The following is a 20,388-nucleotide window of genomic DNA, read 5'->3' on the forward strand; positions in this document are numbered from 1 at the left end:
AGAACCGGACGGATGGAACATCTGGTGGCTCAACAGAGGCCCCCTGCCATAGGGGCTCCTGGAGAGCCGGGGTGGTCGCCTTGCCAAAGGACGACCGGGTGGAGCAACCCGCTTGCCAAGGCGGGGTTTTGCTGAGATGAGGACCCAGCTCGATGAGCTGGAGCCCAGAACCGGGTGCGAACCGGAGGCTGGGCGGCCGATACGGGTGCGAAATCCGATCGGCGAGACGGGCCGCGCGGGGCCAGGTGGATGCCACTCCACCTATCGGCGCGCGCGGCCGGTGGCGGCTACGTCACCCCGACCCCCTTCAATCCGAGGCCGGCGTCGGCATACCCGAAAGCGCACCCGATGGCGTGACCGCGATCGTGAAACGGCACAGCAGCGCGTGTAGTTCCGCGCGCGCGGGTAGCCTTCATCCCGCGATCACCTCCTCTCAGGTGGTTCGCCCAACGAGGCTGTTCGCCCCGTTCGAGGCCCCGTGGACCATGCCCGGTCCCGGGGTTCTCGTCGTTGTGGATCACATCTGCGCACAGCCTAGCCGCACAACCGGACAGAACTGCGGGCCGAATTCGCGGGGCCCCCGGAATACCGAGCCAGCCTGACGGGAAACGCGCGGAAGCCTGCTCGGCCTGCGGGATGGTCAGTATCGGCGTAGCCACGTCAGCCTCTTCGTCAGACCCGCTGAAGTGCGGTGGAGTAGTAGTAGGCCAGAACTGCTTCAGCTCCTGAGCCCTGTGCGGTGGTGATGCGCTGGAACCGACCGGACCGCAGATCCCCGGCGATGAAGATCCGAGGGTGCTGCATTTCCGGCGGGCAGTATCCGCCCTCGTCTACCGCGAGTCCTTTGAGAGCCGCTGGCCGATTACCGAGATTACTCAGCACGGCCGTTGCGACGTAGGTGCTGCGCGCTCCTGTGCGATTCTCGACTTCGACGATGAAGTCGGTTCCATGACGGGCCTGCGAAATGGCGACGTGAGAAACCGGAACTACTCGGACTCGATCGTCCCCTGACACCTCCGCCAGCTTGTAGTCGTCCGTTGCCGGGGCGAGGACATGGAGCGTGGCAGAGGACTGGGGGTGAGCCCGCAGCCAGGTGCCCAGCGGCCTGTCACCCCCAAGCACGTACGTCCGCGGCCCGATCTGATCGGGTGTCGCACGCCACAGCGGAGGCGTGGCCAACGACGGCGCGGCGCTGATCCAATCGGTGTCGGAGGGCGTCATCGCGGCCACGCCCGTGCTGACCACGACCGCTTGCGCGGTGAGTATCTGGGTGTTCGCGAGGAGGACTTCCGCTCGGTCGGAGTGTCCCTTGACTCCCACGGCGCGTGATCGGACGACCGAGCACCGACCGGCCTGCTCAAGGCGTGCCAGATCCGCGGCCAGCGCCTCGGCCAGCTGGGGGCCGGTCGTCCAGTTGCCGGAGACGTTCTCCAGCGCGCCGATGGTCTGGAGCTTGCCGCCGACGCCGTCGGCCTCCACAACGAGAACCTTCATGTTGAGGCTGGTGGCCATCAGGGCGGCCGCCACGCCAGCAGGGCCGGCCCCGACTACCAGGACATCGGCGTCGAACGAAGGCGTACTCACTGGATTCCCCCAGTTCCGATAAGTCGAGAGAGAGCGACTTCGCTGGTGATGAGCTGATCGGAGCCCAGGTTCCGGGCCGCGAGCAGCAGTGCGGCCTCGTGGTACTGGGAGCCGCCGCTGGAGGCACACGCGTCGGTGACGACCCACGGCCGGTAGCCCCGTTGATAGGCGGCGGTGGCGGAGTCGTACACGCAGGCGTCGGTGTCGATGCCGCACAGCACCAGGTCACTCCAGCCGGAGTCCTGGATGAGCTGTGATCCCTCGGGTGTGAAGGCCGACGCCTGAGCTTTGTCGATGACCAGGGCCGAGTCGTCGATGAAGGGATCGAGCTCCTTCGCGAACGCCTGCTCTTCCGCAGTGCGCAGCCGCTTCCAACCGGAGATCGTCTCGTAGGGTGAGCCTGGCGCGTTGTGGAACCGGGTGAAGACCACCGGAGCGCCGGCTGCTCGCCAGCCGTCCACCAGCCGTACGACCATCGGGACAACGTCGCGGCTGTGCTGGTTGACGAAGCCCTGCTGTACGTCGATGACCAGCAGTGCTGTCGATCGCGGGTCCAACCCGTCCACCTTTCCCATGGCCATCAAGGGGTGCTGTCTCGGAGAGCGTCCTGAGCGGCGCGAAGCCGATCGGCGAGCTCGCTCGTGGTCAAGATCGCTTCGCGCATCACGCGGTGCTGAGCCGTCTCGGTGGGACGCGCGGTTGTGAGCCGGTAGAAGGCACTCCGTAGAAACCGCCAGCCGTACTCGGGAGGCATCACCGGGTCGTGGCCGTCCTCGACGGTGTGCAGAACGTGGGAGGACAGAGCCCACAACGCCTGGACATCCAGCTCCAGGGCGACGATCTGGCTCGTCGTGAGGGCGCGCTCATCCGGCTGCGGGTGGTAGGAGACTCCGGACCAGCCGGCGACACCCTTGGAGACGCCGCCTCCGAAGGGGACAGCCTCGGCGTGCGACCAGCCCTCGCGGAACTTGGCGGCCTCTACATCCGGCCCCAGCGGGACGACGTTCTCCGAGTCCTGCCGGTTGACCAGGACAGAGGGTGTAGCCAGGAGCTGCAGCGCGGTGTCCAGACCGGCGCCCGTCCAGAAGTTCTCGCGGAGTTCGTACACCGACAGCACGTACTGCGGCGCAGGTACCTCGTGAATGGGACCTCCGCCGGCAGCGTGGAGCTTCATGAGCTGCGTGATCTGCTTGCCCGCCCAGTCGGGTTCCTGCTGATAAGTGCGGTATCGCCACACCGCAAGATCAGTCAGCGATTCGACGCGGTGATGCTCTTCCAGGTGCACAACGGCGACGCCGCACCCGTAGACGTGGACGGTCGACGACTGGGCCGAGCGGTGTCCGACCGGAAGCGTCCGTCGCTCCAAGCCTCCCGGGCCGGAGGGCGCGGGTGCGCCGACGGCGTACAGGGGGACGATCTGCTCGCCTACGTAGGCTGGCAGAAACTTGTGGGAGACGACGGTGCAAGGCGCCGGCTGCGGAGTATCGGCGTCCACGGCCGCGACGGCGGTGCCGCGGAGAGCCCCCAGGCGCAGGCGGAACGCCTCCTGCTCCTCGGGGGTGCACTGGTTCAGCGCCGTATCGAGGATCTGCGCCATCTGCGGACGGCACACGCTGGTCCTGTTCTTCTGCCAGTGCGAAACCGTCCGCGGGCTGATCCCGAGGTGATCGGCGAACCCTCGCACCGACGCCCGCATTACCGATCGCAACAGCAGTGCCTCCTCGCCTGTCCACTGCTCGACTGCGATCACTACACACCCCTATGACGGCCTGTTGCCAGGCAGGAAGAGCCCTACTGCGACGCTATTGCGACACCCCTTCCACGCCGGGACATCTCGCCGAGATACCCGAGACCCCGAAGCTGCTCTCTATCGAAGAGAGGCCGATGACGAACGGGGGCGCCGTGCTTGCCACTACAGGAGAACGAGGCAGTACGGCGTCGTGGTCGGAATCAGGAGGACTGTGCCGACCCGCTGCTCTGGTTCTGCTCGACACGTTCGAGTCGTGCGACCAGATCTGCGACCTGTTCCTCAAGGCGCCTGATGGCCTGCGCAGTCGGGTCAGCAAGCGCGGCAAGGGCGTTCTCGCGAATGAAGCTCCCGCGGCCCGTGTGGGAGTAGATGACTCCGTCCCGACGAAGCTCGGCGAAGGCCCGCTGTACCGTGCCGGCCGCAACGCCGTACTTGGTCGCCAGCTCTCTGGTGCTCTGCAGTTTGTCGCCGGGCATGAGCTGCCCGAGTCGAACCTGATCACGCACATCCTGCGCGATGCGTTCAAAGGGTTGCATGGCCTCGTCCGTCATAGCCACATCGTAGAGCCACCTCGCTCGAATAAATAGCCTACCCGACCTGGTTGACACAGTAGTGAGTGTGCTGGTTAGGTTATCCATGTCGATACGGTTGGTTGCCTCCGAGGAGCCAACGGCGAAGACGTAGCACCACCGCAAGACCGCAGTAGTCGTCCGCCCCTCGGGGCGGCCGGGGTAGTCCTCGGGGTCACCCAGGACGCGAGAGCACCATCGAACTCCCCCGGAGCCTGACGGCCGCGACGACTTGTGTGCACGTCGCAGCGCTGTGCGCTGTCTGTCCTTCGGGACGCCGGCCTTGAGCCGTGCGGCCCGAAGGGCGGAGAGAGCATCGCGACCCGCGTCCCCGCCGCGCCGCCCGTGAGGAGTTCAGATGTCTTCGACCCTTGAGCGCACCGCCCGTCCCCGCCGGAGCCGGACCCGCTCCCGCACCGTCAACAGCCGCCCGGTGCTCGCTCTCTCCACTCTCAAGCCCCACCAGTACGACCTGCGCCCGGCGTGCGCGTCGCTGATTTGCCCCGACTGCAAGACGTGGGTGCCGATTACCGGCCTCCAGACCAAGAGCCCCAAGGTCGTGCCGCACGACACCGGCCGTACGTGGAAGGACGCGGCCGTCCGCTGCCGCTTGGGTAGCAACCGCCTGGTCAACGTCGACGTCAAGGTCAGGCAGTGGGAGGAGCGCCTGACGGACGGCAACTTGGAGACCGTGCACCGCCGCCGGACCACGGTGCGGCGTAAGCCGCAGGTGGCGCCGGCCCCGGCCGTCAGCCAGATCGCCGCGCAGAAGCAGACGGTACTCAAGGCGCTGTACGCCGAGCGCCGCGCGAGCTGACTTGCTCCGGACGAACGACCAAGGCCCCGGCCACCCCGTCAGAGGGGCGGCCGGGGCCTTGGCTGCTCGTACGGCAGTCAGCAGCCCCCGGGGTGGCACCCCCGGGGGCTGATCTCACGCCACTGGACCCTCGGGAGGCCCAGATGAACGTCAGCATCGCACACCCGCGGCCCGCGCCCGCGGCCGTACCCGACCCCGCCACCCTCGAGGCCCTGCGCCGCGTCGTCGAGGCGCAGATTGGCCCGCGCCGCCCCGGCGCGATCTACCAGAACACGGACGGGGTCTTCGAGGTCCTCGCCGTCGTCCGAGACCCGAAGCGGGCCCGCGGCCTGCTGCGTCGCCGCTGCGCGCAGTGGGCGGTCATCGTCCGCGACGTCCTGCGGGCCGGCGCCGAGCCCTTCGCGGTCGGCTCGGTGTGGACCACCGCCGACCACTTGGTCCGCGACGGCGCCCTCCAGCCCTGCGGGGTCAGCGGGCCGGGACGACGGGAGGCCGTCCGGTGATCACATCGTTGACGGACGAAGAGCGCGAGGAACTGTCGCGGAAGGTCGCCGAGGCGAACCGCCAGTCCACGGAAGGCCGCCGATGACCGCCAAGGATCTTTTCCAGCGCTACATGCGCGCGTTCCAGGACTCCACCGAGCACACCGGCACCTGCGAGCCCTGCCAGGCCGGCCAGCCGTGTCAGGACGGGGAGCCGCTCCACGAGCGCTTCGCCCGACTTCAGGACGCCTACCGCGCTCGCCTCTCCCAGCAGCAGCGCCGCTGAACGACGCCCGGCGAGGGCGGGCGCGAGGAAGGTCAGCCTGCTGGCACACCGTGCTGGAAGGCCGGGATCACCACGTGTCCGCCCTCCGACTCAGCACTCACGCACAGCGACTTGGAGGATGCAATGGACTGGCGTCACAACGCCGTATGCCGCGACGAAGACCCGGAGCTCTTCTTCCCTATCGGCAACACCGGGCCCGCGGTGGTGCAGATCGACGAGGCGAAGACCGTCTGCCGCCGCTGCCCCGTGATGGAGCAGTGCCTGCAGTGGGCGCTCGAGTCCGACCAGGACTCCGGCGTCTGGGGCGGGCTGTCCGAGGACGAGCGCCGCTCGATGAAGCGCCGCGCCGCCCGGAACCGGAACCGGAACGCGAAGAAGGAGACGGCGTGATCACCTCCGAGAAGCACTCGGCGGAGGAGGAAGAGGCCGGCGCGGTGGCTCTGCTCGTGCCGGTGCGTGGCAGGGGCCGGATCGCCGTCCGGGTCCACCGCACTCTCGCTGACGGCCTGTTCGTGCATCGTGCGGTCGGGCAGCCCGGCTGGCGGCTGTGCCACTACTCCGGCCTGGCCCTCGCCGCCGTCCCGCACCGGTGGCAGGGCGCGCTAGCCGCCGCACTCCTGGCGGGCGTCACCGACTGGACCCGTGGTCCGGCCGACCTTCGCGCGGACGTCGCTGCCCTCATCGAGGCCGTCGACGGCGCCGTACGGCAGGCCGGCGGCGAGCTGCTCTTGACCCCGGGCGGCGAGGCCGAGCGGCTGCTGAGCGTCCGCTCCCAGCGATCGGTATCTCGAGTCGCCTGACTGCCGGTTGCCTGATCCCCGGCCGCCGCTCCTCCGCGACGGCCGGGCCCCCACCCGCCGGGAGCAGCCGGCGACTTCCCGGCCAACCACGACCCTTCACCCGGCCGACGGCCCCGACCGGGACCGTCGGCTTTTCCCTATCGCCCAGGCAAGGCCCGGGCGGCTCTTCCCTGGAGGAGAGGCCATGCACCGAGGTACCCCGCTCACGTGCCTGCACACGCCGACGTGCCCATCGGCTACCAGCCCGGACCGCGAGGCCGCGCACACCCTCGTCGGCCACCCGGAGCAGGGCTGGAGCCTGCTGTGCAACGGCGTCCTGCTGTTCGAGGACACCGGCGAGCTGCTCCCCGACGGCCGGGTCGTCGCCCCGCACCGTCCCGTCGCGGCCCTGGCCTGACGGCTGCCCGATCCGCCCGTCCCGGCCGCCGACCGCTCGGCGGCCGGGACGGGCGGTGACAGGGAGCCGGACAGTCCGGACCTGCCGGCCTCGCGCCGGTGCACGCGATGTGAGGAGGGCACGTGACCCAGCCCCAGACGCAGGCCACCCGCCCGACGACCACCTACACCGAGGGCGACATCGTCCTGTTCCGCGACGCCGAACGGTTCTGGCTCGGCAAGAGCGGTCACACCTTCGTCGCCCGGGTGGAACGGGCCTGGCGGCACGCCTACACCGGCAAGGCCCTCTACGACCTGCGCGAGCTGAGCGGCAACCGCCACCACGCCGGGATTGACCCCGGCTACATGCGGCTGCTCCCGGCGACGGACGCGATGCACGACATCGACACCGCGCCGCTCAGCGAGCCGGACACCGGGGCGATGACCCCGGCCGCCGTCGCCTGGCTGCGCCAGCACCTCCGGCAGGACAGCAGCGCGCTGCCCGACCGTCCCTGACCACCTGCTCACGCAGACGGCCCTCCGAGCCCCCGGCATTAGCGCTGCCGGGGCCTCGGAGGGCCTGATCACGACCCTACCGACCGATGCCGACCCGCGGTGACCTCCTGCACGAGGCGCCGGAACGTAAGAGAGGATGCCCCCGTGGCCAACACCGCCACCCGGCGCAGGCGCAAGCCCGCTTCGGCCGCGAAGTCCCGAGGCGCCGGGCGCGCCAGGGCCCAGAAGCCGCCAGCCGCCATCCTCGCCCAGGCCGCCGCCCCCGAGGAGACCGTGCCGCTCGTGCACCCGGTGGCCGACCCGGTCCTGGCCGACGCCGCCGACCGCGCCGCCGACCTCCGGGACCTGGCCGCCGACGACGCCGCGCGCATCCTCGCCGACGGCGCGACATGCGCCGCCGAACTCCTCGAAGGCGCCCGCTCGGAGGCGGCCTCGATCACTGAGGCGGCCACCGCCGAGCAGGCCCGCGTCCTGGCCGACGCGGCCGCCGACGCCGACCTGGTCCGCACGGAGGCCGCGACCACCGCGGCCGCCGACGCCGACCAGGTCCTGGCCGACGCCGACGCGAAGGCCAAGCAGCTGCTCGCCGACGCCCGCGCGGAGGCCGAGACCGTCACGGCAACGGCGTCCGGCGAGGCCGACCAGGTCCTCGCCGACGCCAAGGCGGCTGCCGAGCAGCTGCTCGTCGACGCCCACCGCCAGGCGGACGAGGTCGCCGCCGCGGCGGCCTCGAAGGCTGACACCGTGCAGGCGGAGGCCGTGCAGGTCCTCGCCGACGCGGAGACCAAGCGCACCGAGCTGCTCGCGGCGGCGGAGCGCACCGCGGAGGAGACCCGCAGCCGCGCTGCCGCCGACGCCGACCAGGTCCTTCAGCGGGCGCGGAGCGAGGCCGACCGGATGCGCGAGAGCGCGGACGATCAGGCCGCGCAGGTGCGGGCCGGAGCCGAGAAGGCCGCGGCCGGCCTTCGCCAGGACGCCGAACGTGCCCTGGCCGATGCTCGCGCTTGCGCCGAGAAGCTGCGGGCCGTGGCCGAACGTGATGCTAACCGGCTGCGCGAGCAGGCGGAGACCGATGCGAAGACAGCCCGAGACGCGGCGGCCAAGGCCACCGTCGACCAGGCCGCCGCCGCGCGGGCCCGCGCCGAGGGTGAGCGAATCTTGGACGAGGCGACGCAGCGGACCGTGCAGCGGGCGCGGCGCCGTCAGCTCCGCAGCGAGGCCCGCGCTGCGCGTCGCAAGGCGCGCCACGACGCTCGGCCCGCCGGCGAGGTTCCGCCGCTGTCCGGCCGGGAGTTGGTGGGCGCCGCCGCGATCATCCTCGCGGCCACCGTCGTCTCCACCCTGGGCCTGCTCTCCTCGTACACGGCGCTGGAGACGAAGGCTGCCGGATGGGGCTGGGACTGGCCTTGGCTGCTGCCGGTCGGCATCGACGTCGCGATCCCCGCCTTCACCGGCGCCGGCCTGTTCCTGATCCGCATGGGGATGGAGCTGCGCTGGATCCGCTGGGTGCCCAGGGCGCTGACCGCGGTGACGGTCTACCTGAACTGGAACGCCTCGAGCTCCGCCATGGGCCGCATCGGGCACGCCGTGCTCACGTTGCTCTGGGTCGTCTTCTCCGAGATCGCCTCCCACGTGTACGCCAGCCGGATCGGAGCGGTCACCGGAAAGAAGCGGATGGAGACGGTTCGGCGCTCGCGCTGGGTCCTCGCCCCGCTGCCCACCGCCCGCCTGCGCCGCCGGATGATCCTGTGGGAGATCACCTCCTACGACGAGGCGCTCACCCGCCTGCAGCAGGAGACCTGGCTGCGAGCGCGCCTGCGCGAGAAGCACGGTCTGCTGTGGCGGTGGAAGGCTCCGCTGGAGCAGCGGATGGCGCTCAAGCTCGGCTCCGCGCCCGCCGCGCTCGCCGACACGCTCACCCCCGACGACGCTCACACCGTCGAGCGGGTGGAAGGCAGCGGCGGCGCTCACGACGCTCACCCCGAGACGAGCGCGCTCACCGCCGACGAAGCTGGGGCCGAGCGTGAGCGTCCGGCGCTCACCCAGGGCGCTCGCCCCGGTGAGCGCCCCACGGAGGAGACGGACGCTCACCGAGCGGACGGCGCGCTCACGCGCAGCGAGACGGACGCGCTCACCGAGCGCCGCCACGCTCGTATCCGTCTGCTCTACACCGAGCTCGGGCGCCGCCCGCAATGGACCGAGATCCGCGACGCGCTCACCGACGCGGGTCTGTCCGATGAGCCGGTCTCCCGCCCGACCGCGCAGCGCCTGCGCGCTCAGGTCGAAGAGGCCGCCCCGGGCGCGTAGGCGAGCGCCCGGTGAGCGCCCACGCGCTCACCCCCCCGGCAGAACCCCTGCCGCTCATGGTCGCCCCCGGTCCGCGCCCACGCTCCCCGAGCGTGAGCGCGGACCGGTGACGGCCACGGCCGGCAGGCCGCTCGCCCGCACCGCGCCCGAGCGCGGACACAGCGGGCCAGGCACAACCGAGCACCACCCGCCCCGCGCCACCGCGACGCGGTTCAGGCGCACGAAGGCCCCCTGCCGAAGCGTGATCGGCGGGGGCCTCGGCTTGTCTGCTCGCGTAAGAAAGGAGCACAGCATGGCACCCACGACGACCGGGCCAGCCCCGAAGTTGGGGCGCTTCACCCGTACGACGACCCCGCCGGCGCCCGCGCTGGCACCCCCCGCGGTGATCCCGCCGGCCCTGGAGATCTGGGCGCCCCACCCCCCGACCTGGGGCCAGCGACTGATCCCCAAGGGGGTCCGGTCCGCGATGGCTGACCTGGGGCTCTGGCAGGAGCCGCGCCCCTTGAAGCCCTCGTTCCACCTGGTCCAGGTGATCGAAGTCCTCACCCGCTACGGCTGGTGCCAGTCCTTCGATTTCTCCCCCACCGGACGTATGTGCATCAGGGGTGCCCAGACCTTTCTGGAATCCACCGGGCACGTCACCACGATCGACCGGGGGAAGGCCGTGAATTACCTCCAGTCCCAGCTCGCCCGGCAGGGCGTGAACATGCGGTTCTGGGAGTGGAACGACCTTTCCAGCAACACTTTCCGGGGTGTGGAGGCCATGATCTCTGCGGCCTCTGACCTGGCGCGTAAGAACGGAGACTGAAAAATGACACCGGACGAAGAGAGGGCATTCGAAGGAATTCAGGCCGGAATGGCGGCCGGAATGACCTTCGGGGACAGTGCTCCGGACGCCTCCCCGTACGCCGATGAAGGGCCGTACGGAACCCCGGTCGTCAAGCAGAAGAAGGCCGGTCTGACCCGCCGGGGAAAGATCGCCATCGCGGTGGCCGGGGTGGCGGTCGTTGGCGGCGGAACCATCTGGTTCCAGGTCCATTCGGCGGCCGTCGCGAAGGACGAGAAGGAGGCCGCCGCCCTCCAGATCCAGATGAAGAAGCTGGAGCTGGAGGAAATGAGGATCCGCAACGAGCAGGCGAGCGGCGACAAGAAGGCCGCGGCCGCCTCCGCCGAAAAGATCCAGGCGGCCGTCGACAAGTGCGTGAAGGACTCCTCCAGCCAGCTGGACAAGGGGTACGGATCGCCCTCCAGGAGCGACGTCGTCGCGGACTGCAAGAAGCAGTACGAGACCACCGACGGGTCCGGCATGCAGGCCGCCGGCAGCACTAAGGACGCCGGGAACGCGGGGGGCGGGATCAACTCCCCCGCCCTGCTGGGTCTCGTCGCCGGCGGCGGCCTGGCCGTCGCGGTGTTTGCACGCAAGGGCAAGAAGGCCGACGCGTAGTAACGCACGGTGATTAATTACTCCCTCCCTCCTGGGCGGAGAGCGCCGCAATCGGACTCCCATGGTCCGGCTGATCGGCTGCTCTCCGACCGGGAGGTAAGGAGTGAGGAACCATCTGGGACCACGGAGAGTGAGGAAAAGATGGCGACCGATACAGTGCCCCCGGTCCCCGCGGGACCCCCCGATCCGCCCGCTGCGCCGGCCGCCCCCGCCGCGCCGGCGCCCGCCGCGGACACCGGCATCATGGCCGCCCTGATGGCCGCGGTGGAGCCCGCCCGACCGGTCACCGCGACCGGTGCCGGGGCCCGGCCGGACGGTGACGATCCGGCCGCGAAGGCGGACGCCGACGGCGTGGTGGACCGCTCCTCCCCGGGCGTCACCAGCGAGTCGTTCAAGGCCCCGGAGGACCTGACCGGAGCCGGATCCGACGCGGCCGGTGCCCGGCACAAGGAGGGCGTGTTCAAAACGCTGATCCGGGCGGGCGCGACCCGCTGGGCAAAGGGCGGCGGGACCGCGAACAAACGACTGGACCTGGAGAGGGCCAGGGCCAGTGCGCACCAGGTGAAAGAGACTCGGACCACCACGGTCATGAAATCGCCTGGTCTTCCCTCCCGAAACGGCTCCGGAGGGGCCGGTGGAGGGGGCCGCAATTCCGGTGGAAACAGCGGCGGGAATGCAGGCCGTAATTCCACCGGGAACGGCTCCGCGGGCGCTGGGCGCGGCGGAAGCGGCGGCGCCACCGGAGGCGGCGGTCGCGGCTCGTCCGGCTCGAACGGGAGCGGCGGATCCGGCGGCGGGCGTGGCACCAGCGGAAACGGTGGCGGAGGTTCGTCGAAGGACACCAGCCCCAAGGGCGCGAAGGACTCCGGGGGCAAGGGGAAGGACGGCTCCTCGGGAAACGCGGGAGCTGGCGGAAAGGCTGGCAAGGACGGAAAGTCCGGTGCCTCCGGAAGCGGCGGCGGATCGACGTCGGGCGGCTCGTCCAGCGGTAATTCCGGCAGCTCGAAGGACAAGGCCGACAAGGGCAAGGGCGAGAAGGTCGACCTGAAGAAGGGCGGCGGCCAGGGCTCGGGCGGTTCCTCCGGGAGCAGCGGCGGCTCCGGTTCGAGCGGCTCCGGGAAGAGCGGCTCCTCCGGCAGCGGCAGCGGCAGCGGCTCCGGTTCGCGCGGCTCTTCTGGGAGCGGCGGCGGGTCCGGTTCGAGCGGCTCCTCCGGCAAGAGCGGTGGCTCCGGCAAGGGTGGCGGCTCCGAGAGCGGCGGCGGCTCCGGCAAGAGCGGTGCGGCCGGCCATAGCTCGGACGGGACCGACAACCGGTCCCCGCTGCAGCGTTCGCGGGAGACGGGCCATGGCGATGGCTCCGCGGTCCGAGACGTGGTCGACCACGTGAAGGCGTACGCGAAGGGCGCGAAGGACGGCTACCAGGACAAGAAGGAGGAGAACGCCAAGGAGCACGAGCGGCTGGACAAGGCGCACGCCGACCACAAGGCGAAGCAGCAGGACCCGAAGCAGAACGACCCGAAGCAGCAGGGGACGACGGTGATGGGGCCCAGCGGCCAGACGCTCGTCATCGCCCCGCCGGACGAAGGAGACGATGGAGTGAGCACGGACGTGAAGCCCCTCCTGGTCACGGAGATCGACGCGAACACCCTGAGCCTGGGCACGGACGGTGCCCGTGGGTCGATCAGCAGGCGGGAGCTGCGTAACTTCCGGCAGTACGAGCGCAAGCTGGAGGCCAAGGAGAACCACCTGATCAAGGTGGCCGACGCGTGCAAGTCCCTCGAGGCCGCGGCGGAGGACGAGGCGAAGGACTGCCAGCAGCTGGCCGACCAGGCCAAGGCCGTCGAAGGCGGGGAGAAGCTGGCCGCGAAGCTCACGCGGCTGGCCGACGCGGCGAAGGCCCAGGCGACGGAGGCCGCCGAACTCCACAAGCGCGCGAAGCGGGCGGCGGAGATGTGCAAGGTCGTCCTGACCAACATCGGGACCCGCTACGCGCCGCTGTACAAGGCCGTGGTGGACAGCGACGAGACGAAGCCGGCCGAGCTCCGCTTCTACAACGACAAGGGCTCCTACGCGCCCGCCGCGTAGCAGCAGGAGGGAGAGCCGATCATGACGGAGCTGACGTACAAGGTCCTCGTCCGAAAGACCCAGGCCAAGGAGAGGGCCCTGGCCCGCAACGCGGAGGGCGTCAAGAAGGCCGCGGACAACATCAAGGAACTGGCCGACGACACCGCCTCCGACGCGGACGCGCTGGGCGCCAAGAGCGTAGACCGCGACTCCCTGGCGGAGTGCCAGGAGCTCGCGAAAATCATCCGCGGCGTGTCGGACGGCGCGATCACCTACGCGTCGAAGACGTCCGACACCGCGAAGGCCGCGAAGGCGGCAGGCGACCAGGCCCGCACCACCCACGCCGCGTTTCAGGAGGCGTTCGACCGCTCCGACGTGACGGACCTGGAGAAGGTCTCGCGCGACTGGTTCGAGCAGGAATAGCACCACCCACCACCGGCGCGGCCGGCCCCGGGGATCGCATCCCTCCGGGCCGGCCGCGCCCTTTGCGGATCACCCGGTACCCAGACAGGAGTAGCCCCCGATGCCCGCCATCACCCAGACCGTGCCGAACGCGGAGCCGGCGGAGCGCGCCGCCGCGGCGCTCCAGGTCGCCCTCCCCGTCGGGGTGGGCATCCTGGCCCCCTACCTGGACCCGAACGCGGCGGCCTACGTCGGGTCCGGGTTCCTGGCCGGTGCGACGTTCGCCGGCGCCAACTACATGAACCGCCTTGGCCGCTGGGCGGACCGGCTGCCCGGGATCGACATCGCGCGGGCGCACCGCGACACCATGGGGATCTCCACGATCACCACCGGCATGGGCCTGGCCCTGGGGCAGTTGGGCGGAGCCGACGCGTCCGACGTGCTGATGGCCGGCGCCCTGGAGCCGACCACCATTCCCGGGATTTTGTCGCTGGGTTGGTGGGCCGCGGTCGCCTTCACCGGCTGGCGCCTTCGCCGCGTCTTCGGCCGACGGAAGATCGAGGTGGAGCAGGCGCCGATGCAGGACGCCCCGGCCAATGCGGGCAACCCGGCTCCGGTGTCCCTGGCCGACAAGATGATCGCGGCCTGGGGGCGAGTGATCAGCGACCCGAAGAACGGCCGGCACAAGAACCAGGTCCTGTCCGACGTCGTGATCTACGCCGACCGCTGGGAGGGCCGGATCACCGCCGCCCTCGGGGACTCCGTCAATGTGTCCAAGGAGGCCGTGAGCAGCCTCTTCGGCCGCTCCGTCGACGACATCACCATGAAGTACGGCGCGCACTCCGGCGAGGCGTTCATCACCGTCTGGTACACCCAGCGCGCGGAGCTGGACCCCTCCACACTTGAGGGCGCCTGGAAGCGCGTGAAGGCGCGGGTCCTGCCCAAGACGCACCTGGAAGAGGTCGGCAAGGACGAGAACACCGGCGGCCAAGTGGCGCGCGTCGTCGCCGACGACGACCTGGACGCCCTCCCCCGCGTCGTCAACCTCGGGGAACTGGCCGGCGCGCTGCGCCGCTCCATCGACCTCGTCTCCTACGAGCCGGGACGGCGCGATCCCCGGCGCGCGATCATCCGCGTCATGGACCACAACCCGCTGGAGGCCGGTCACGACTTCCAGGGCCTGGACTCGCTGAAGGCGACCCCGGGCGGCTGGGTCAACATCGGAAAGATCGTCTCCGGGTTCCCCGCTCGGATCCAGCTGTTCGACCCGAAGCTGGGCGCCCTCCACGTCGTGATCGCCGGTACCACCGGCTCCGGCAAGGGCGGCACGGGCCAGATGATCAGCCTGGCGTATCACGCCAACCGGATGGCCCAGATCTACGGCGACCCCAAGGGCGCGTCCAACCCCGCGATCCCGAAGATGGCCGCCTACAGCGGCCTGACGAACGCCGGCGCCCTGGGCGCCATGCGCCTGTCCTGGTGGGTTCTCCAGCACCGGATCGAGGAGGCCGCCCGCCTGGAACTGAAGAACTTCGTGCCCTCCGACATGCGGCCGTACTGCGCCACGATCCTGGACGAGGCCGCCCAGATGCTGGCCCCGGGCGCACCGAACCGCAAGGAGGCAGTGAAGATCGTCAAGGACGGCGCCTCCCTGACCCGCTCCCTGGGCATGCCCTGGGTCCTGATCAACCAGACCATCAACCTCGACCAGCTCGGCGGAGAGCAGGCGATCCGCGCCAACCTCCTGGCCGGCGGCACCTGGATCATCCTGCGCACCGACAGCGACCAGGTGAACCTGGGCGACCTTCCCCCCGGCTTCGAGGGGATCGACCCCTCCCTGATCCCGCCGGTGTGGGCGGAGGAGGACGACTCACTGGTCTACGACCCGACCATGGAGGAGTCGGATCCGCGCCGCACCTTCGGCCTGGGCTACGTCGCAGCCCCGGGCGGGCGCGCGGGCATGATGCGTATCGACACCCTCGAGGACGCCACCCCCCATATCAGGCCGGAGAACATCCTGTCGCCGGTCGACGTGCCCTGGTGGGGCGACCAGGCGCGCATGGAGGAGCTGGCCATGACTCCCATCCCCGGTTTCGAGGAGACGGACGGCGAAGGCACCACCGGCGAGGCCGGGACGTCGTTCGCCGGCGTCGACCTCCCCAAGGCCAAGGAGCTGACGTCGGAGGAGAAGGTCCTGGCCGCCCTCCGTGACGAGTCCGACCCCATGTATGTGGACATGCTCGCCGAGGGCGACGACATCGACCCCGACGACATCGACTACGTGGAGCGGGGCCAGCTGCAGGCCGCCTGCCGGGTGCCGGAGTCGACCTTCGCGAACGTGCTGAACAAGTTGGAAAAGGCAGGAAAGATCCACCGGGTCAAGGAAGGCAAGACCTCGAAGGTGGCCCTGGGCCCCCGGCCGGAGGCGACCGGCGAAGAGGCCGCCTGACCGCTGTCACAACGGCGCGCTTCCCCCACGGGAGGCGCGCTGTTCCAGTCCGTCCCTTCCGACCTGACGCTCTGCCTGGCCCTCGCCCGCCCCGCCTTCGGGGTCGGCGAGGACCGGACAGGCCGCCCGGCCGCACGCCTCACCCCCTTCCGCCCCATCGACGGCCTTTCCGCCGGCCGGGCGCAGCGCTGCCCGCCATCACCCCTGTTGGAGGACACCCGTGCTCATCCCCCGCCCGCGCCGCCGCATCGGCCGGCCCCGCCCGCAGTGCCCCGGCCCCCGCTACCCGCAGCGCCCCGCCCGGCTCCCCGGCACCTGGAGCCGGTGATGCCGCGCCCTCGGAAGAAGAGACGGCGCCGCGAGCTCAAGAAGGTGCCGCGCAACACCGCCCCCGGCCGGAGACCGGCCGGGGGCGAAGGCACCACGGGGCGACCGCAGCATCGGCAAGAGGCCGGCCGCCCAGCACCCCACCCCGAATCCGAGATGAGGAGCACACCCAGCATGACCGATCGCCTCCGCGCCATCGAGGGCCTCGCCCTGGTCGCCGCCCTGACCGCCGTCTTCGACGGAGTCCACGCACTGGGGGACCAGTTCGTGCAGAACTCGCACGACGCGATGACCAAGGGGATGCACGGCTCCCACCTGGTCTACAAGAATGACGGCTCCCCCGTGGAAGAGAACCCCTGGCGGCACGGCAAGGAAGGCCGCACCTGCACCGCCAGCGCGTACGGCCGCCGCTCGGTGAGCCGACACGTCGCCAGCTACTGCGCCGTCCAGCTCGCCTCCACGTTCACCGTCACCCGCACCCTCGGCTACCGCATCCCCGCCAGCGCCCTGCTCACCGGCGCCGCGATCAACGCGATCACCCACGGCATCCTGGACCGACGCGAACCGCTGCTCTGGCTCGCAGAGAAGGCCGGCAAGGCTGGCTACATCAAGCACGCCACCGTGGTCCGCAAGGCCGGCGGTGAGGGCACCGAGTACCCGAGGGCCGTCCAGGACGTCTCCGGTCCGGGGACCGCGCTGATGGAGCTGGACCAAGCGGCTCACCGCGCGATCGGCGTGGCCGCCGCCCTGGTCACCACCTGGATCACCCTGCGCAAGGGCGACCGCCGGTGACGCCCGCGGGCGGCTGGGACCAGGCCGTTTTCCAGTGCGGGCGGTGCGGCATCGAGCACACCGCCACCACCGAGGACGACTACCTCAAGGCCGTCGGTGCTCACCGTGACGCCCACGCCGTGTGGGACCGACTCAACCCCATCGAGCGCGACGGCTTCGCCTCGATACTGCGCACCATCCTGTCCGCGCCGGACCTGGCCGTGGAGTTCTTGGCCCTCGCCGACCGGCAGGCGATGGGAGGCGACAGCCGGTGAGCACCCCCGCCGTCTTCCTCAGCTACACCGACCTCGCTGGCGCGCTCGCCGCCCCGTTCGGGATCGCGCCGCCCGCAGAACCATCGCCCGCATCCACGCCCAGGCCGACCAGAAAGAGCAGCAACCCCATGGCACTCACCCTCTTCTCCCGCACCCGCACCGCCCCCGAGCACACCCCGCAGTCTTGGCCGGAGATCGGCGAGACCTGGAAACCCGAGGGCGTCACCATCGTCGAGCGGTACTACAACCTCGCCCACGCGGTCGTCCTCGTCTACAGCACCGACAGCGACGGCTACTACCACTCGATCGCCTGCCTCGGATGCCACTACCTGGTCACCCGCGACAACAACCGCAACCGAACCTACGCCGACCGCCTCAAACTGTCGGACGCAGCCGAACTCGCCAACGCGCACGCATCCACCTGCCGGGCGCTGCCCCGCAAGATCCCCGCCCGACCGGACGAGGACGCCGCACGCCACCTGTTCCGGGAGTGGGTGCTCGGCATACCGCGCCGAGACGAGGACCGCTACCTCTCCCTCGCCGACTTCGACTCGGGCCGCCTGGAACTTCAGCGCAGCAACGAGTGGATGTACGCCGAGCTGGATGCCCTCGCCGCAGAGCGCGGTGACGTCCTGTCGGCCAAGCCCAGCGAGTACAGCCCCAGCATCGAATACAAGATCCTTCGCTCGCCGAGCTGACCGGCGCTCTCCGTGCGCCCCCGGCCGCCGCTCTTCCCCGGCGACCGGGGCCGTGCGCTGTCCGCCCGGTCACCCGGACCAGACGATGGAACCTCCCTGGGAGGTCACCGTGCCCCTCGCCCGCCGCTCCCTGATGGACGCCGCCGCCGCGCGCTTCGGCTGGCGCCGCGCCTACGGCGACACCACCAAGGTCGACGCGCTGCTCACCCAGCAGTCCGAGGCCGCGTACACCGCCGCCGGCCACGCGCTCGCCACCGCGAAGAACACCGACGCCGTACAGCCTGGCGTGCTGGACGCCCGCGGCCCGATCCTCGCCGACGTCCTCTACCTCAAGGGCGTTCTGGCAGGCGCGCGCAACCGCGGGACAGCTCGCGCAGCTTCTCAACCGCGCCTCGCAGGCCGCCGCGCTCACCCGATCGACGGCGACGACTCCGAGTCCGCGGCCTGCGCGCTCGAGGAGGCCGCCGGCTTCGTCACCGACTCCCCCGGGACGCGCCTGCACCTGGCCACCCGCACCCTTCACCCGCAAGGAGAACGCGTATGACCTCCCCATGGCAGATGCAGCAGGAGCTTCCGGAGAACGCGCTGATCGTGCTGATCGGCGCCAGCGGAGCCGGTAAGAGCACCCTCGCCCGCACCTGGCCCGCCTCCCAAGTCCTCTCACTCGACGGTCTGAGGGGCACGGTCGGCGACGACCCCGGCGACCAGACGGCCACCGCCGACGCCGCCGACGTCCTCAAGTTCATCCTGGAGCGCCGGATGGGACGCCGGTTGAACACGGTCGTGGATGCGACCAACGTCGAACAGGCCGTGAGGGTCGAGCTGGTGATGGCCGCGAAACGGCACGGCATGCCGGCGATTGCGGTCATCGTCTCCACACCGCTGTCCCTGTGCCTCCAGCGCCAGGCCCCGCGCCCCGCGAACCGGCGCGTTCCCGACGACGTGGTCCGCCGCCAGCCCGAGGCGATGACCTTCTCTCACCAGAGCCTCGCGCGTGAGGGCTTCAACCACGTCGTCTTCGCCCACTACCTCAACCGGCTGGAGCCGTACCTGCGACGGCTGAGCGAGGTCCGGCAGGCCGACCTCGGCCTGGACGGCGGCGACGGCCTGGGCCACCTGCTCCTCGTACGCCGCTGCTTCGGCGAGGAGATCCTGCCGCTGTGGCGGTGGAGGGACGGCTGGGACATCGCCAGCGGCGACCGCGTCGGCGAGATACGCCTCGGTGGGCACCACCTCACGCTCGCCCTGCGTATGGACGTCGACGGCGAGGGTGACATCGGGTTCGACCTGCGCGTGCCGTGCCCGTTCGACCCCGAGTGCAGCGGCACCGCCTGGGCGCCGGCCTACAGCATCACCTGCCTGCACCGTGCCCTCACCGGCGACCTGGGCCATCGGGACGACATCACCTGCGACGTCCACGACGGCTACGACGACGTCGACCAGGAGGCCGACGACCACGTGGCCGGCATGGACGACGACTCCGACGGGCGCGCCGACCTGGAAGAGCAGTTCGCCGCGGCGGTCCGCGAATGAGCAGCGCCGCAAAGGGACCGCACCCGCACCCGCTCACCCCGGCCGAACTCCCCGACGGCGACGACTGGGTCCACGGCTGCCCGGCATCCAGGGCGGGGACGCCGACCTTGCCGCGCACCGCCGCACCGTCCACAACCCCCGCCGCGACTACGGCGATCGCCGCATCCCCGTCGCGATCTGGCTCGACTTCTGACAGGAGACCCCGCATGACCGTCCAGACCAGGAACACCACCTTCGCCGCGCTCCGCGACTGCTTCGCCACCGACCTCGCCACCCTCATCGGCGACCCGTCGCAGCGCGGTGCCACCCCGACCGACTTCATCGACCTGGTGGAAGAAGTCCGCGACGTCCTCGCCGCCTCCAGCCTCGGCACCTGGCAGGACGCCAGCGAGGAACTGGACTCCGCCGTCAGCTACCTCACCGACGCACTGACCAGCCCGGACGCGGACGACCAGCGCTTGCTTCTGGCCCGGGCGCGCACCCACCTGCGCGACGGCATCGAGACGGCCAGCTGATCCCCGCCCCAGCTGAGAGCACTCTGTGTCGCCCCGGACCCGCACTGCCGGGCCGGGGCGGTCGCAGTGGCCCCTCAACCACGGACAGCGAGAGGAGATGGACGTCATGACCCTGCTCCCCCTCTACGAGGTCGACGTCCCGATAAGGAACACCGCCGGCCTGCGCGGTGTGCACGTCTTCACCGGGCACGCCGACAGCCGCAGCGCCGCCGCACGGATCGCCCACGAGGTCTACGACCAGGCCGCCGCCGCGCGGCAGGCCGGGCTCGAGGTCCCCGGCAGGCGGCCGGACGGCTGGACGGCACGCGGCTACCGGCCCGGCTGGGAGCTCGACTGGAAGGCCGCGACCTCCAGCCGCTGGGACGGCCCGTACAGCTGGACCCGCGCCGACGACGGCGACTTCGAGCTGTAGGTCCGCCCCGGG

At 70.8% G+C, this 20,388-nt stretch carries 24 protein-coding genes; 20 read left to right on the forward strand and 4 right to left on the reverse strand.

Features of this window, described 5'->3' with window-relative positions; translation table 11 throughout:
- Nucleotides 1–672 precede the first annotated feature (672 nt).
- The 4 genes from ACH4PU_RS32095 to ACH4PU_RS32110 form a co-directional block, all read right to left on the reverse strand.
- Nucleotides 673–1,584, reverse strand: coding sequence for an FAD-dependent oxidoreductase (locus tag ACH4PU_RS32095; RefSeq protein ID WP_398280052.1), 912 nt, complete (start codon nucleotides 1,582–1,584; stop codon nucleotides 673–675).
- The gene (locus ACH4PU_RS32100) at nucleotides 1,581–2,150 is read right to left on the reverse strand and encodes an isochorismatase family cysteine hydrolase (protein ID WP_398280245.1); all 570 of its coding nucleotides are present in this window, start codon (nucleotides 2,148–2,150) and stop codon (nucleotides 1,581–1,583) included. The genes ACH4PU_RS32095 and ACH4PU_RS32100 overlap by 4 nt, the downstream gene beginning before the upstream one ends.
- Before the next feature lie 14 nt (nucleotides 2,151–2,164).
- Nucleotides 2,165–3,334, reverse strand: a complete 1,170-nt coding sequence (locus ACH4PU_RS32105) for an XRE family transcriptional regulator (RefSeq protein WP_398280055.1) — start codon at nucleotides 3,332–3,334, stop codon at nucleotides 2,165–2,167.
- A 200-nt stretch (nucleotides 3,335–3,534) separates the two neighbouring features.
- The gene (locus tag ACH4PU_RS32110; protein ID WP_398280058.1) at nucleotides 3,535–3,885 is read right to left on the reverse strand and encodes a GntR family transcriptional regulator; all 351 of its coding nucleotides are present in this window, start codon (nucleotides 3,883–3,885) and stop codon (nucleotides 3,535–3,537) included.
- A gap of 376 nt (nucleotides 3,886–4,261) precedes the next feature.
- On the opposite strand from ACH4PU_RS32110, the gene ACH4PU_RS32115 reads away from it, so the two are divergent.
- The 20 genes from ACH4PU_RS32115 (at nucleotide 4,262) to ACH4PU_RS32210 (ending at nucleotide 20,376) form a co-directional block, all read left to right on the forward strand.
- Nucleotides 4,262–4,720 (forward strand): hypothetical protein, encoded by a 459-nt coding sequence (locus ACH4PU_RS32115; protein ID WP_398280061.1) that lies wholly within the window; start codon nucleotides 4,262–4,264, stop codon nucleotides 4,718–4,720.
- Nucleotides 4,721–4,863: 143 nt separating this feature from the next.
- A complete protein-coding gene (locus tag ACH4PU_RS32120) occupies nucleotides 4,864–5,223 on the forward strand; it encodes a hypothetical protein (RefSeq protein WP_398280064.1) in 360 nt (119 codons plus the stop codon).
- Between the two features lie 82 nt (nucleotides 5,224–5,305).
- Nucleotides 5,306–5,488, forward strand: a complete 183-nt coding sequence (locus tag ACH4PU_RS32125; RefSeq protein WP_398280067.1) for a hypothetical protein — start codon at nucleotides 5,306–5,308, stop codon at nucleotides 5,486–5,488.
- Between the two features lie 123 nt (nucleotides 5,489–5,611).
- Nucleotides 5,612–5,878: a WhiB family transcriptional regulator gene (locus tag ACH4PU_RS32130; RefSeq protein ID WP_398280071.1), complete on the forward strand. Its 267-nt coding sequence runs from the start codon at nucleotides 5,612–5,614 to the stop codon at nucleotides 5,876–5,878.
- A complete protein-coding gene (locus ACH4PU_RS32135) occupies nucleotides 5,875–6,288 on the forward strand; it encodes a hypothetical protein (protein WP_398280074.1) in 414 nt (137 codons plus the stop codon). The genes ACH4PU_RS32130 and ACH4PU_RS32135 overlap by 4 nt, the downstream gene beginning before the upstream one ends.
- 184 nt (nucleotides 6,289–6,472) lie before the next feature.
- Nucleotides 6,473–6,685 (forward strand): DUF5999 family protein, encoded by a 213-nt coding sequence (locus tag ACH4PU_RS32140; RefSeq protein WP_398280077.1) that lies wholly within the window; start codon nucleotides 6,473–6,475, stop codon nucleotides 6,683–6,685.
- Nucleotides 6,686–6,807: 122 nt separating this feature from the next.
- Complete coding sequence (locus ACH4PU_RS32145) at nucleotides 6,808–7,179, forward strand: hypothetical protein (RefSeq protein ID WP_398280080.1); 372 nt, start codon at nucleotides 6,808–6,810, stop codon at nucleotides 7,177–7,179.
- Between the two features lie 144 nt (nucleotides 7,180–7,323).
- Nucleotides 7,324–9,486 carry a DUF2637 domain-containing protein gene (locus tag ACH4PU_RS32150; RefSeq protein WP_398280083.1) on the forward strand — a complete coding sequence of 721 codons (2,163 nt, stop codon included), beginning with the start codon at nucleotides 7,324–7,326 and terminating at the stop codon, nucleotides 9,484–9,486.
- Nucleotides 9,487–9,778: 292 nt separating this feature from the next.
- The gene (locus tag ACH4PU_RS32155) at nucleotides 9,779–10,294 is read left to right on the forward strand and encodes a hypothetical protein (RefSeq protein ID WP_398280086.1); all 516 of its coding nucleotides are present in this window, start codon (nucleotides 9,779–9,781) and stop codon (nucleotides 10,292–10,294) included.
- Between the two features lie 48 nt (nucleotides 10,295–10,342).
- Complete coding sequence (locus tag ACH4PU_RS32160; RefSeq protein WP_398280089.1) at nucleotides 10,343–10,930, forward strand: hypothetical protein; 588 nt, start codon at nucleotides 10,343–10,345, stop codon at nucleotides 10,928–10,930.
- 141 nt (nucleotides 10,931–11,071) lie between these two features.
- Complete coding sequence (locus ACH4PU_RS32165) at nucleotides 11,072–13,015, forward strand: hypothetical protein (RefSeq protein ID WP_398280092.1); 1,944 nt, start codon at nucleotides 11,072–11,074, stop codon at nucleotides 13,013–13,015.
- Between the two features lie 21 nt (nucleotides 13,016–13,036).
- Nucleotides 13,037–13,417: a hypothetical protein gene (locus ACH4PU_RS32170; protein WP_398280095.1), complete on the forward strand. Its 381-nt coding sequence runs from the start codon at nucleotides 13,037–13,039 to the stop codon at nucleotides 13,415–13,417.
- Nucleotides 13,418–13,517: 100 nt separating this feature from the next.
- On the forward strand, nucleotides 13,518–15,845 hold the full coding sequence (locus tag ACH4PU_RS32175) for a hypothetical protein (protein WP_398280098.1): 2,328 nt from the start codon (nucleotides 13,518–13,520) through the stop codon (nucleotides 15,843–15,845).
- Between the two features lie 501 nt (nucleotides 15,846–16,346).
- Nucleotides 16,347–16,964, forward strand: a complete 618-nt coding sequence (locus tag ACH4PU_RS32180; RefSeq protein ID WP_398280101.1) for a hypothetical protein — start codon at nucleotides 16,347–16,349, stop codon at nucleotides 16,962–16,964.
- Nucleotides 16,961–17,218, forward strand: a complete 258-nt coding sequence (locus ACH4PU_RS32185; RefSeq protein WP_398280104.1) for a hypothetical protein — start codon at nucleotides 16,961–16,963, stop codon at nucleotides 17,216–17,218. The genes ACH4PU_RS32180 and ACH4PU_RS32185 overlap by 4 nt, the downstream gene beginning before the upstream one ends.
- Before the next feature lie 128 nt (nucleotides 17,219–17,346).
- A complete protein-coding gene (locus ACH4PU_RS32190) occupies nucleotides 17,347–17,916 on the forward strand; it encodes a hypothetical protein (RefSeq protein ID WP_398280107.1) in 570 nt (189 codons plus the stop codon).
- Nucleotides 17,917–18,001: 85 nt separating this feature from the next.
- Nucleotides 18,002–18,460, forward strand: a complete 459-nt coding sequence (locus tag ACH4PU_RS32195) for a hypothetical protein (RefSeq protein ID WP_398280110.1) — start codon at nucleotides 18,002–18,004, stop codon at nucleotides 18,458–18,460.
- Entirely contained in the window at nucleotides 18,457–19,449 is a 993-nt protein-coding gene (locus tag ACH4PU_RS32200) for an AAA family ATPase (RefSeq protein WP_398280113.1), read from the forward strand. The genes ACH4PU_RS32195 and ACH4PU_RS32200 overlap by 4 nt, the downstream gene beginning before the upstream one ends.
- A gap of 206 nt (nucleotides 19,450–19,655) precedes the next feature.
- Complete coding sequence (locus tag ACH4PU_RS32205; protein WP_398280116.1) at nucleotides 19,656–19,964, forward strand: hypothetical protein; 309 nt, start codon at nucleotides 19,656–19,658, stop codon at nucleotides 19,962–19,964.
- Nucleotides 19,965–20,070: 106 nt separating this feature from the next.
- Complete coding sequence (locus ACH4PU_RS32210) at nucleotides 20,071–20,376, forward strand: hypothetical protein (protein ID WP_398280119.1); 306 nt, start codon at nucleotides 20,071–20,073, stop codon at nucleotides 20,374–20,376.
- Nucleotides 20,377–20,388: the final 12 nt, after the last annotated feature.

Origin of the sequence: Streptomyces sp. NPDC021100, assembly GCF_044333095.1 — a bacterium.
Classification (GTDB): domain Bacteria; phylum Actinomycetota; class Actinomycetes; order Streptomycetales; family Streptomycetaceae; genus Streptomyces.